The organism is Candidatus Planktophila sp., from assembly GCF_040402275.1.
Lineage (GTDB): Bacteria > Actinomycetota > Actinomycetes > Nanopelagicales > Nanopelagicaceae > Planktophila.
Map to the genome: position 1 here is coordinate 61,874 of NZ_JBBAMW010000001.1, position 12,362 is coordinate 74,235.

At 46.1% G+C, this 12,362-nt stretch carries 10 protein-coding genes and 1 tRNA gene; 6 read left to right on the forward strand and 5 right to left on the reverse strand.

Going from position 1 to position 12,362, the window contains the following annotated elements; all coding sequences use genetic code 11:
- Positions 1-18 precede the first annotated feature (18 nt).
- The 3 genes from AC9UEY_RS00350 to AC9UEY_RS00360 form a co-directional block, all read right to left on the reverse strand.
- Positions 19-1,866, reverse strand: a complete 1,848-nt coding sequence (locus AC9UEY_RS00350; RefSeq protein WP_509536259.1) for an acyltransferase family protein — start codon at positions 1,864-1,866, stop codon at positions 19-21.
- A gap of 2 nt (positions 1,867-1,868) precedes the next feature.
- Positions 1,869-2,396 (reverse strand): adenine phosphoribosyltransferase, encoded by a 528-nt coding sequence (locus AC9UEY_RS00355; RefSeq protein WP_509536261.1) that lies wholly within the window; start codon positions 2,394-2,396, stop codon positions 1,869-1,871.
- Position 2,397: 1 nt separating this feature from the next.
- Positions 2,398-2,481: transfer RNA gene (locus AC9UEY_RS00360), tRNA-Leu, on the reverse strand.
- Positions 2,482-2,524: 43 nt separating this feature from the next.
- Between AC9UEY_RS00360 and AC9UEY_RS00365 the strand changes: the two genes are divergently transcribed.
- A complete protein-coding gene (locus AC9UEY_RS00365; RefSeq protein ID WP_509536263.1) occupies positions 2,525-3,838 on the forward strand; it encodes a M20/M25/M40 family metallo-hydrolase in 1,314 nt (437 codons plus the stop codon).
- On the opposite strand, the gene AC9UEY_RS00370 is transcribed toward AC9UEY_RS00365, so the two are convergent.
- A complete protein-coding gene (locus AC9UEY_RS00370; RefSeq protein WP_509536265.1) occupies positions 3,835-4,779 on the reverse strand; it encodes an aldo/keto reductase in 945 nt (314 codons plus the stop codon). The genes AC9UEY_RS00365 and AC9UEY_RS00370 overlap by 4 nt on opposite strands.
- Before the next feature lie 51 nt (positions 4,780-4,830).
- Between AC9UEY_RS00370 and AC9UEY_RS00375 the strand changes: the two genes are divergently transcribed.
- Genes AC9UEY_RS00375 through mshC form a run of 4 tightly spaced genes read left to right on the forward strand, consistent with a single transcriptional unit; the run spans position 4,831 to position 7,970 of the window.
- Positions 4,831-5,508 carry an Rv2135c family putative phosphatase gene (locus AC9UEY_RS00375; RefSeq protein ID WP_509536267.1) on the forward strand — a complete coding sequence of 226 codons (678 nt, stop codon included), beginning with the start codon at positions 4,831-4,833 and terminating at the stop codon, positions 5,506-5,508.
- A complete protein-coding gene (locus AC9UEY_RS00380) occupies positions 5,505-6,014 on the forward strand; it encodes an Rv2134c family protein (protein WP_509536268.1) in 510 nt (169 codons plus the stop codon). The genes AC9UEY_RS00375 and AC9UEY_RS00380 overlap by 4 nt, the downstream gene beginning before the upstream one ends.
- Complete coding sequence (locus AC9UEY_RS00385; RefSeq protein ID WP_509536270.1) at positions 5,998-6,708, forward strand: SCO1664 family protein; 711 nt, start codon at positions 5,998-6,000, stop codon at positions 6,706-6,708. The genes AC9UEY_RS00380 and AC9UEY_RS00385 overlap by 17 nt, the downstream gene beginning before the upstream one ends.
- Positions 6,709-6,728: 20 nt before the next feature.
- Positions 6,729-7,970 (forward strand): cysteine--1-D-myo-inosityl 2-amino-2-deoxy-alpha-D-glucopyranoside ligase, encoded by a 1,242-nt coding sequence (gene mshC, locus AC9UEY_RS00390; RefSeq protein ID WP_509536272.1) that lies wholly within the window; start codon positions 6,729-6,731, stop codon positions 7,968-7,970.
- Here the strand turns inward: mshC and AC9UEY_RS00395 are convergent.
- The gene (locus AC9UEY_RS00395; protein ID WP_509536274.1) at positions 7,967-8,830 is read right to left on the reverse strand and encodes a PAC2 family protein; all 864 of its coding nucleotides are present in this window, start codon (positions 8,828-8,830) and stop codon (positions 7,967-7,969) included. The genes mshC and AC9UEY_RS00395 overlap by 4 nt on opposite strands.
- 29 nt (positions 8,831-8,859) lie before the next feature.
- On the opposite strand from AC9UEY_RS00395, the gene metH reads away from it, so the two are divergent.
- Positions 8,860-12,360, forward strand: coding sequence for a methionine synthase (gene metH, locus AC9UEY_RS00400; RefSeq protein WP_509536276.1), 3,501 nt, complete (start codon positions 8,860-8,862; stop codon positions 12,358-12,360).
- The last annotated feature ends 2 nt before the right edge of the window (positions 12,361-12,362 follow it).

A 12,362-nucleotide genomic window follows, 5' to 3' on the forward strand; every position in this document is an offset into this window, starting at 1 on the left:
ACGCATCCTGCCATAGCTCTAAGAAAATAGCCCCTTCGCCATCAAGGCGGTTTCAAGCTGTGACTTCAACGCCAAAGCGGCGGCAACAGAAATATGTGATGCGTCACGGTAGACGACATAGCCATCTTGAATCGCGGGACAGTAATTTGAACACAACCATGGTGTTGGATCAACCTTTTCAAAACCATTGATGATTTTCACAGGTGTTTTTTTTGTTGAATCACATGATTGAGAATCTCTAGATGCTAAGCAATTAGGAATGTCCCGCAATGGCCGTGGTGTATCACTGATGTAGATCAGGTGCTTTGATGAACCACGCAGGGAATCCAGCAAACGGACTTGCCCTTCCTTCCACCATTCGTATTCATTGGGATAACCACTAGGGGGAGAGAAGTACTGGAAACTGCTCATGATCACAGCTGCTGGATTTAATTTCTTAATTCTAGCAATGGAGTCATCACGCCATTTATCACAATGTATATTCTTGAATGCGCCTTGATCCGCCCGTGGGACATCCACAGAAGGACAAGCTGACTTTGTGAGTGAAACCAGCTTAAAACCACGCTCGTTAGCAAGTTCCTCTAGCGCTGGGAACCATTGTGCTGCATGTGAATCACCATAGAGAACAACCGTGGTTTTTGAGTTGGTATCACCGTAGGTGCAGTAGCCAGATTTCGTTTCACCATAGTTCGAATGGCAATTATCCCCATATACCGAAGGCTTTTGCATGACATCAATGAGATTGAACTTGTAGTTAGTTCCTTTTACGCTAATTATTGAGGAAGCGGTCGATGTAATTAGTAAACCAGCAACGAGGGAAGCGACTGTCGTTGCAGCGAAGAAACGATAGATGTTCTTCCCAGGCACTTTCTTGTTTCGAAGTGGCTGTTCAATATATTTACTTGTGAAGTGCGCCAAGATTATTGTCAATAGGATGCAAAATATGCGCTCACGAATTCTAAGTGGTCTTCCAAGTGCACTACTTGGTAGAACTAATGCTGGCCAATGCCATAGGTACAATGGATAGGAAATCGCTCCTAGCCATTGTGAAATACGGTTATTGCTTAAGTCATTGAACAAACGCGGCCATATAGCAATCGACCCAATCAATAGCGCTGTCGCACCAACTGGTAACACGGCGTTGATACCGGGAAAGGCGGTGTTCTCATCGAATCTAAGGGCGGCTATCGCAATACCAATCAGACCCACCCAGGGTATAAATCTATTTTTCCAAAAAGTATCTGGAATGAAAAGTAGCAGTGCGCCGACGCCAAGTTCCCAAGCTCTGGTGGGCAGGGAATAAAAAGCCCAAATGGGAGAGGTTTGAGTTTGGTATATGGAGAGCAGTAATGAGAGAGCACTAGATACGCCGACACCGTATAAGACTGCTCGTTTACCGTATCGGGAGAGAAAGAGAATAAAGATTGGCCACACAAGATAGAACTGCTCTTCAACGGCCAGTGACCAATAGTGAATGAAGGGGGAAGGGGTGGCATTTAGATTCTGGTAATCATTTTGCCACCAGGCAAACAAATAATTAGAAATATAAGTTGCGGCAGCAAAGAGATCTCGCCCAAGAGCACCCCTTGTTATTGCAGGAAGTACAAACATTCCCACGATTGCTGTTACAAAGAGAACAAAAACAGATGTTGGGAGTAAACGCTTTATGCGCCTCTGATAAAAATTCTGCAGATTTAATGTGCCGGTATTTTCGATCTCCCGAAGGATCAAGCCGGTAATTAGGTATCCAGATATCACGTAGAAAATATCTACGCCGATGAATCCGCCCGGTACTAATCTGGCATGGAAAATAGTTACAAGGAGAGCGGCTAAGGCTCGCAAACCTTGAATTTGAAGTATGCGCACCTCTAGGAAACTACCAGCGAAGTAATAGGAATATTTGGATATTTAGCAGCAAGTGTCGCCCTACCTGGCAAACCATCGATCTCCAGCAAGGCCAACACATGGATAACTTCACCGCCTAGGCGATGCATCAATTCAATTGCCGCCCCGATGGTTCCGCCGGTCGCCAACACGTCATCAATCAATAAGACTCGCGCTCCCTTTGTTAGGGCGTCAGCATGGACTTCCAAAGTATCGGTGCCGTATTCAAGACCATAACTCTCAGAGATTGTGAGGTGTGGAAGTTTTCCTGCCTTGCGAATGGGAACAAACCCGGTGCGCAGTTGGTTTGCTACCGCCGAAGCGAATATGAATCCTCGGGCTTCAATACCTGCTACAAGAGTCGACGAGTCAGCAAAGCTTGCAAATTTTTCAGTAATGGCGATGAACGCTTCTCCATTTGCCAGAAGCGGTGTGATGTCCTGAAATCTGATACCCAGTTTTGGGTAATCAGGTATTTCGCGGATGAGGGACAGAGCCTCTTCGATTTTCATGTGTCCGAGAGGGGACTTGAACCCCTAATCCCTTGCGGGAACTAACACCTCAAGCTAGCGCGTCTGCCAATTCCGCCACCCGGACTAAGTGTTCGGAAAGAATAGCAATTGGGTGCGAGAATAGCGAAATGACCACCACGACACACTCAGAACTTGAACTTGAAGCCATCCGTCTTTGCCAAGAGTTAATCAGAATTCCTAGCGTTAACTTCGGTGATGGAAAAGGCGATGAGAAGGATGTCGCTGCTCATGTTGTTAAGTTGTTAAGTGAAGTCGGCATTGAGTCAAAGACCTATGAGTCAGCACCTGGTCGCTGTAACGTAATTGCTCGTATAAAAGGTTCAAATCCAAATCGACCAGGGTTAGTTGTTCATGGCCATTTAGATGTTGTACCAGCTAATGCAGCCGATTGGTCTGTAGATCCATTTTCCGCAGAAATTAAGGATGGTTTTATTTGGGGTCGCGGCGCAGTAGATATGAAAAATATGGATGCGATGATTCTTGCGACGGTTCGACAATGGGCTCGCACTGGATATGTTCCACAACGAGACATTGTTTTAGCATTTTTTGCCGATGAAGAAGCTGGAAGTAATTTTGGTTCTCATTACATGGTTAAGAATCATCCAGAAGTTTTTGCAGGTTGCACCGAAGCTGTTTCTGAGGTTGGTGGGTTTTCAGTGACAGTTGCTGGCGGAAAGCGTTTATATCTCATCGAAACTGCAGAAAAGGGAATCCATTGGATGCGACTAACAGCCAATGGTCGTGCAGCACATGGCTCCATGATGAACGATGAAAATGCCGTAACTCGTTTGGCAGAAGCTGTCGCAAAGATCGGTCAATTCCAGTGGCCACAGCGCTACAGCAAGACTGTTAAAGCATTTTTCAAGCGAATCGCTGATGAAACTGGAAAGCCATACAACGAGGAGGATCTACGCCCTCTACTAAAGGAAATTGGGTTTGCCGCCAGAATGATCGGTGCAACACTTCAGAACACTGCCAATCCAACAATGCTCGAAGCCGGATACAAAGCCAATGTAATTCCGGGAGCGGCTAGCGCCGTAATTGATGGACGTTTCATTCCAGGTTTTGAAGATGAACTCAATGAAACAATTAAGTCATTAGTCGGAGAGCATGTAAAAGTTGAAACTATCACTCGCGACAAGGCGCTAGAAGTACCTTTCGAGGGAGATTTAGTTGAAGCTATGTGTAATGCCTTGATCAAAGAGGATGCTGTCGCAATCCCAGTTCCTTATGTGATGAGCGGGGGAACGGATAACAAGGCGTTAGCAGATCTCGGGATTATCGGTTATGGATTCTCACCATTAAAACTAGATGCCGACTTTGATTTCATGGCGATGTTCCATGGTGTTGATGAACGAGTACCGATAGAAGGCCTTACTTTTGGTGCACGCGTTCTTAAAGAGTTTCTGGAAAACGCTTAAACGCTCACATCGTTTAGAGCATTGCGGACGATGTCTGGCAATGAAATCTCTTCACTCTTAAGTACGCCTCGCAGTTGTGCCCCAGTTCTTGCCCCAATAAGAGATGTAGTCACGCCAGGTGCATCTCGCACCCATGCAAGTGCAACCTCCAAGGGTGAGTAACCCAATCCTTCAGCTGCAACTGCAACCGCCTCGACTATCCGTGCCGATCGACTATCTAGATAGGGCTCAATATGTTTTGCAAAGTGTGGCGCTGCTCCTCGTGAGTCACTAGGAACACCTTTTCGATATTTTCCGGTTAAGACACCTCTAGCTAGCGGTGCCCATGCTAGAAATCCAACGCCGCATTCCTGTGCTGCATCTAATACTTCTACCTCGACCTCGCGATTGAGCAATGAGTATTCGTTTTGAATAGTTGTTAGTGGCGCTTTCATTGAATTTGATTGCTGCTTTGTGGCTGCTCGGGCTATCTGCCATCCCGAATAATTACTAATTCCAACATAGCGGGCTCTGCCCGTTGTGTAGGCATAATCGAGCGCCGACAAGGTGTCATCTAAAGGAGTTGAATCATCCCAGGCATGAATCTGCCAAATATCTACAAAATCAGTACTTAAACGTGAGAGTGATCGATCTAGCTCTGCGATCAGTGAATGTCGTGAAGCATCAATCCTTCGAACACCATCTGAAAATCCAATTCCAGCTTTGGTAGCAATAATTACTTCCTCACGAATAATAAGGGTTCCAATAAGGCCGCCTATTACTCGCTCACTGTCGCCATCTCCGTATGTGGAGGCGGTATCTATGAAATTACCACCCGCATCTAAGTAGGCACGGCATTGATCGGCAGCCTCGATTTCATCGGTATCTCGACCCCACGTCATCGTTCCAAGCCCCAAGCGCGAAAGGGTTAGGCCACTCGTACCAGCTCTGCGCTTTTCCATGGACCGACCTTAGCAATAGCAAGAGTGAAAAGCTGCGATAGCCTTTGATTTATGCGATTGGTTTTGATCAGACATGCACATTCGGAAGCCAATGCTGCCGGAATACTTTCCGGACGCTTACCTAATGTGCACCTGACTGAAAAAGGAGTAGAGCAATCCGAGCATTTGGCTGTTCGATTAGGAAAATTTCCTGTATCCAATTTGAGAATAAGTCCCATGGAAAGATGTTTTGAAACGATTTCTCCATGGATAAATTCGATTGTTTTTCCTAATAATCCAAAGTTTGAACCCATCATCGATCAAGAACTAACAGAGGTTGATTATGGGAGTTGGAGCGGTAAGAAACTGGCCGTTTTGAGCAGAAACAAACTGTGGAAAATAGTTCAAGAATCACCCAGTCGAATGTATTTTCCTAAGGGTGAAGGAATTGCACAGATGCAATCCCGAGCTATGACATCTGTTCACGAAGCGGTATCGAGTAAAGCAAAGGGTGCGGCTGTAATCGTCAGCCATGGCGATGTCATCAAGTCCATAGTCGCATCAGCACTTGGAATGCATTTAGATGAGTTCCAAAGAGTTGTTATAGATCCTGCATCAGTTTCGATTTTAGATTACTCATCAACAAAGCCCCGAGTTTTGCTTCTCAATGATTCACGCTCGGTAGTGACTGAACTACTTGTATCTCCTAAGCGAGCAAAAAATTTGTTAGGTGGCGGGTCTGGCCGATGAAGTATGAATTTACACAACCCGATCGGTTCATAGCTGGGACAGTTGGGGAGCCAGGGGAGCGTGCTTTCTATCTACAGATTCGTTCCTCTACCCGTCTGTTATCTGTCGCAGTTGAAAAGGCCCAGGTGCAGGCGATCTCGGAGCGACTAGAGGTAATGATTTCCGAAATTCGTAAATCTACGCCTCTGATGATCATTGAAAAATTACCCAAGGATGACGCACCTTTGGAGTCTCCAATAGATGCTGAGTTTCAAATCGGTGCAATGTCATTAGCGTGGGATGAATCAACTCAGTTAATTTGCATACAACTATTTGAACTAGAAGATGATGAAGAAGATGCAGAGGGCGAAATTGTTGAAATCAACATCACACCTGCTATGGCTGCAGCGTTTTCCTTAAGATCCAAGGCGGTCGTTAATGCCGGGAGATTGCCTTGTCCTTTCTGCGGTATTCCAATCGACCCACGTGGTCATCTATGTCCGAGGGCTAATGGTTACAGACGATAAATTACTGACCTTAACCAATGGCGAACTTCATGTAACAGGTCGCTTGGTTGATGCATCCAACGCAACTCTTTATGCAACCGCCTCTCTTGAAGATCAAGCGATAGTTTGTATATACAAACCAATAGCAGGTGAGCGTCCATTATGGGATTTTGCAGATGGTTGTTTAGCACATCGAGAGTACGCGGCATATTTAGTGAGTCATCACTTGGGTTTTGACTTGGTTCCTTTAACGATTTTGCGTGATGGTCCTTATGGTTTTGGCATGGTGCAACAGTGGATTGATATCGATGAGAGTATAGATCTGGCGAAATTCTTTGCTACCGATCATCCCAAACTACGATCCATGGCGCTATTTGATGCCATCATAAATAACACTGACCGAAAGATTGGTCATTTATTGCCTGAAGATGATCAAAGGTTATTCGGATGCGACCATGGCGTTACATTTCATGCTGAGGATAAATTACGCACCGTTTTGTGGCAGTGGGCCGATGTTCGATTTACACCCGAAGAGGTAGCTTTACTAAAGAGAGCTCAGTCGGAGATGTCAGGAGAACTAGGGAAAAAGCTAACTCCGCTTCTTACAGAATTAGAAATTCAACAAACTGCCCGCAGAATTGCCGATCTTGTCGCCTCTGGATCTTTTCCTCTGCCTAATCCGGACTGGCCCGCAGTCCCGTGGCCGGCCTTTTAAATTACGAATACGATAGAGACATGAGATCGTGGACTGAAGTTGTAATCCCATCAATAGATTCGACTCTCAAATTTCCTGCATTACAACTCACTAATTCTGCCTCTGGCAGAAAAGAATTAACGCCGCCTAAGCCTTTGTATCGTATGTATGTCTGTGGGATTACTCCATACGATGCAACTCATCTTGGTCATGCTGCTACCTATTTAACCTTTGATCTCATCAATCGCTACTTGCGAGCTAGTGGTTCACAAGTCCGTTATGTTCAAAATATCACCGACATCGATGATCCACTATTGGAGCGAGCAAAGCGCGATGGAGTTGATTGGACTGAATTAGCCAACCAACAAATCGATCTTTTCCGCAGAGATATGGTCAACTTACGCGTCATCCCTCCCGCTGATTACATAGGTGCTGTTGATGGAATTCCACTAGTTACCGCCGCTATTCAAGAGCTTGCCCGTAAAGTGAGCATCTACACAGTAGACAATGATCTCTACTTCAAAGTACATGCGGATAGAAACTTTGGTCAGCGATCGCACCTTTCCCAAGAAGAGATGTTACGAATATTTTCAGAACGTGGGGGAGATCCAGATCGTGTTGGAAAGTCTGATCCTCTTGACTGCTTGGTGTGGATGTCACAACGAGCTAATGAACCCGGCTGGCCTTCACCATTTGGTCTCGGTCGACCTGGCTGGCACATCGAGTGCACCGCCATAGCAATTAAGTACCTCGAACCATCATCAGATGATGAAGTACTTATTGATATTCAGGGTGGCGGTTCAGATTTGATTTTTCCACATCATGAAATGTGTGCCGCGCAAGCACAAGTTCTCACAGAAAAGCGCTTAGCACATACCTATGTCCACGCCGGAATGATCGGGTTAGATGGCGAAAAGATGAGTAAGAGCAAAGGAAATCTAGTCTTCGTTTCTAAATTAGTTGCTGATGGTCGAGATCCCATGGCCATACGTTGGGCACTCATGAAGAATCACTACCGAACAGACCGAATGTGGACCGATAATCTTCTAGTTACATCTGAGAAGGAGATTGCGGCTCTGCGCTCCGCTCTCTCCCAAAAGAGTGTTGCACCTACCAAAGAATTAATCGAGCGGATAGTTAACTTCTTGGCCGATGATTTGGATACGCACTCCATCACAGAAGCTATAAAGGTATGGGTTCAATCGACACAATCTGGCGATACTGGGGGAGATGCAGATTCTCTAGCTAAGACTTTGGATACCTTACTCGGAGTCAAGCTTTAATTTTCGCTTTGTCGGCGTAGATATCGTTCGAATTCTTTAGCAATAACATCTCCTGAAACATCGGGCAGTTCAGCAGCGTCCTTACTTTCTTCTAATGCTTTGACGTAATCTGCGACATCGGTATCTTCCGCGGCTAACTCATCAACAGATTTTTCCCATTCATCCGAATCAATGTGCAAGGATCCCAAAGGAATAGATATATCCAGAAAGTCTTCTAGCGAATTTATGAGCGCGAGCGAAGCCTTAGGTGAAGGTGAGTTGGAAGCATAATGAGGAACTGCCGCCCACAATGAAATTGCGTCTATGCCACGACGCATACATCCATCTTGGATGATTCCCAGAATTCCTGTTGATCCCTCATATTTTGAAACAGAGACGCCCAGTCGATCTGCGATATTCGGATGTGAAGCAGTTCCCGTAACTGTGATGGGGCGTGTGTGTGGAGAGTCTGCAAGTAGCGAACCAAGGGTTACGACTAGTGAGACCTCTAGATCATCGGCCAAATCCAGAAGATCTGATGTAAATCTCTTCCATCGCATCGATGGTTCAACACCTGTCACTATTACGAGGTCGCGCTTCATCAATGGGATAACTAATCCGAAAACTTGAGTACCGGGCCATGTGATGCTTCTTATGGATGAATCATCGATAGACACTTGAGGCCGGTTGACTTGAAAGTCATAGAACTCTTCTGCTTCAACATCGGCAATCAATTGAGGGACTACATCATCATCTTTTTCCCGCCAAGCCGATAGCAAGTGCTCTAAAGCACCTGACGCACCTTCGGCAGCATCATTCCAGCCAGTAAAGGCAACGATCATTACTGGGTCGCGCAGCAGCGGTATGTTATGAATCTCCACGAACGCAACCTTACGGTAACCTTCGACAGATGAACACGCCGAAAAAAGCTGATGGATTGCTGCGGCGTACCCTTTCTGAGCGAGTAGTAATCGCCGATGGGGCTATGGGAACAATGCTTCAGGCGGCCAATCCCTCCCTTGCAGACTTTGAAAATCACGAAGGCTGTAACGAGGTCCTCAACGTGAGCCGTCCGGACATCGTTCGTTCAGTCCATGACGAATATCTGGCTGCAGGTGTTGATGCAATTGAAACGAATACCTTTGGTGCGAATTGGTCTAACTTGGCCGACTACGGAATTGAAGATCGAATTTACGAATTAGCTTTTGCTGGTGGCACAATCGCCCGTGAAGCGGCAGATTCATTCTCCACACCTGATAAACCACGCTTTGTCTTGGGCTCACTTGGTCCGGGAACGAAATTACCAAGTCTTGGCCATACGACATACGAAAACCTTAAAGTCGCCTACTACACCGCCGCCAAGGGTTTGGCTGACTCCGGTTGCGATGCATTGCTTGTTGAAACATCACAAGATCTATTGCAAGTAAAAGCTGCAGTTAATGGTTGCCGAGAGGCGATAAATGAGACATCCCGTGACATCGTTTTAATAGCTCAGGTAACAGTTGAAATTACCGGAACAATGCTGATGGGATCTGAGATCGGAGCTGCGCTCAATGCACTTGAACCAATGGGTGTCGATCTAATTGGCTTGAACTGTGCCACTGGTCCTGCGGAGATGTCCGAACATCTTCGTTATTTGAGCAAGAATGCCAAGATCGCAATTTCGGTAATGCCCAATGCGGGATTGCCTCAACTAGGTCCCAACGGGGCGTCATATCCACTGAAGCCAGAAGAGTTAGCAACTGCGCTGGATGGATTCGTTACTGATTACGGCATCTCTTTAGTTGGTGGATGTTGTGGAACAACGCCTGCACACATGGCATCGGTAGTTGCGAAGTTGAGTGCGAGAAAGATTTCACAGCGTGTACCAGCACTTGATCCTGGTGCTTCATCTCTTTATCAATATGTACCGTTTCGACAAGATAAGACATATTTGGCGATCGGTGAGCGAACCAATGCCAATGGTTCACGCGCTTTTCGTGATGCATTACTCGCTGAAGATTGGGAAAAGTGTGTAGAAATTGCGCGCGACCAGATTCGAGATGGCGCGCACATGCTGGACTTATCAGTTGATTATGTTGGTCGAGATGGCGCTGCAGATATGAGTAATATTGCTTCACGCTTTTCGACATCCAGCACATTACCGATCGTTCTAGATTCAACCGAGCCACATGTATTGAAAGCTGGATTAGAACACCTCGGCGGAAGATGCGTCATTAACTCTGTTAATTATGAAGATGGCGATGGACCAACATCTCGATTTGCAAAGATCATGCCCTTGGTAAAGGAGCACGGCGCAAGTGTTGTCGCTCTAACGATTGATGAAGAGGGTCAGGCGCGAGATGCTGAATGGAAATTGCGAGTAGCTCGGCGATTGATCAATGATCTTCATGACAACTGGGGCATGAATATTGGCGATATTTTGATTGATTGCCTGACTTTTCCCATCGCAACGGGTCAGGAAGAAACCCGCAAAGATGGAATAGAAACTATTGAGGCGATCAAGCGGTTAAAACTTGAGTTCCCAGAGGTGCAAACAACACTGGGTGTGAGCAATGTTTCTTTTGGTCTAAACCCTGCCGCACGCGTTGTTCTTAACTCTGTTTTCTTGAATGAATGTGTTCTAGCCGGACTTGATTCGGCCATTGTTCATCCTTCAAAGATCACACCTATGGCACGGATAGATGAGCGTCAAAAACAAGTAGCACTGGATCTTGTTTATGATCGCAGAACCTTTGATGGGGATGAATGTACATATGATCCACTGCAAGAGTTCTTGCAGTTATTTGATGGTGTAGAACTAGCAACAAGCAAGAACGCGCGTGCCGAAGCCCTCGCTGCATTGCCATTATTTGACCGATTACAACGTCGCATCATTGATGGTGAAAAAGTAGGTCTGGACGTTGACCTCAAGGAAGCCATGGCACAGGGTACGCCACCACTTGAAATCATAAATTCTCACTTGCTTGAGGGAATGAAAATTGTGGGAGAGCTTTTCGGTAAGGGAGAAATGCAGCTTCCTTTCGTTCTGCAAAGCGCAGAGGTGATGAAAACTGCGGTGGCAATGCTGGAACCATACATGGAGAAGACTGGCGATGATGGTCGCGGCACCATGCTCTTAGCGACGGTGCGCGGAGATGTGCACGACATTGGGAAAAACCTCGTCGATATCATTTTAACAAATAATGGATACCGCGTTGTTAACATCGGTATAAAACAGACGATCAATCAGATTATTGATGGTGCAACAGATAGTAACGCTGATGCTATTGGTATGAGTGGATTGCTTGTTAAATCAACAGTGATCATGAAGGAAAACTTAGAAGAGTTGACCGCACGAGGTCTAGATCAACGATGGCCAATTGTTTTAGGTGGAGCTGCGCTGACTCGTGCCTACGTCGAACAAGATCTCGCAGCGATTTTCCCTGGTCAAGTTCGTTACGCACGAGATGCTTTTGAAGGCCTGCGCTTAATGGACTCAATCATGGCCATCAAACGTGGCGATGAAGGCGCTGCCTTGCCTGCCCTTCGTGAGCGTCGTGTGGCAAACACCAGGATAAAAACGGAAGAGATTCCACTCGATACGCGCCGAAGCGATGTTGCCTCAGATAATTCGATTCCTAATCCACCATTTTTCGGATCACGAATTATCAAAGGCATTCAATTATCTGATTATGCAGGGATGTTAGATGAACGTGCGCTCTTTGTTGGGCAGTGGGGACTCAAAGGAAACCGTGGCGAGTACGAAACGATGGTTGAGCAAGAAGGTCGACCGCGACTAAGAGCACTCATCAATGAGGTCCAATCAAAGGGTTGGTTAAACGCTGCCGTTGTGTATGGGTATTTCCCTTGCTATAGCGAAGGCAATGACCTGGTGATTTTGCATCACGAAGGTGCTAATAAAGGCACAGAGCGAACTCGTTTCTCATTCCCACGCCAAACTCGTGATCGTCGCCTTTGTATTAGTGATTTCTTTGCCTCTAAGGAGTCAGGTAAAACTGATGTGGTTGCTTTTCATGTCGTAACGATGGGGTCTGCAGTCAGTGAAGCGGCTGCTAAATTATTTGCAGATAATAATTATCGTGAGTATCTAGAACTGCATGGGCTATCTGTTCAGTTAACTGAAGCCCTTGCTGAGCACTGGCACGCTCGCATGAGAGAGGAACTTGAAGTTAGATCTGAAGACTCGGCAGATCTTCAAGGAATATTGGATCAAGGGTATCGAGGATCTCGTTACTCATTTGGCTATCCAGCCTGTCCAGATCTAGAACAACAAGTGCAACTATGTGAGTTATTAGACCCCACGCGAATCGGTGTTGAATTATCAGAAGAGTTCCAACTACATCCGGAGCAATCAACATCGGCAATAGTTGTTCATCATCCTGAAGCAAAATATTTCAACGCTAATTAATA

What these genes read in the sequence shown, in the direction of transcription:
- AC9UEY_RS00355 (WP_509536261.1), bottom strand. Translation starts at nt 2,396, where the DNA reads ATGAAAATCGAAGAGGCTCTGTCCCTCATCCGCGAAATACCTGATTAC.
- AC9UEY_RS00365 (WP_509536263.1), top strand. Translation starts at nt 2,525, where the DNA reads ATGACCACCACGACACACTCAGAACTTGAACTTGAAGCCATCCGTCTT.
- AC9UEY_RS00370 (WP_509536265.1), bottom strand. Translation starts at nt 4,779, where the DNA reads ATGGAAAAGCGCAGAGCTGGTACGAGTGGCCTAACCCTTTCGCGCTTG.
- AC9UEY_RS00375 (WP_509536267.1), top strand. Translation starts at nt 4,831, where the DNA reads ATGCGATTGGTTTTGATCAGACATGCACATTCGGAAGCCAATGCTGCC.
- AC9UEY_RS00380 (WP_509536268.1), top strand. Translation starts at nt 5,505, where the DNA reads ATGAAGTATGAATTTACACAACCCGATCGGTTCATAGCTGGGACAGTT.
- AC9UEY_RS00385 (WP_509536270.1), top strand. Translation starts at nt 5,998, where the DNA reads ATGGTTACAGACGATAAATTACTGACCTTAACCAATGGCGAACTTCAT.
- mshC (WP_509536272.1), top strand. Translation starts at nt 6,729, where the DNA reads ATGAGATCGTGGACTGAAGTTGTAATCCCATCAATAGATTCGACTCTC.
- metH (WP_509536276.1), top strand. Translation starts at nt 8,860, where the DNA reads ATGAACACGCCGAAAAAAGCTGATGGATTGCTGCGGCGTACCCTTTCT.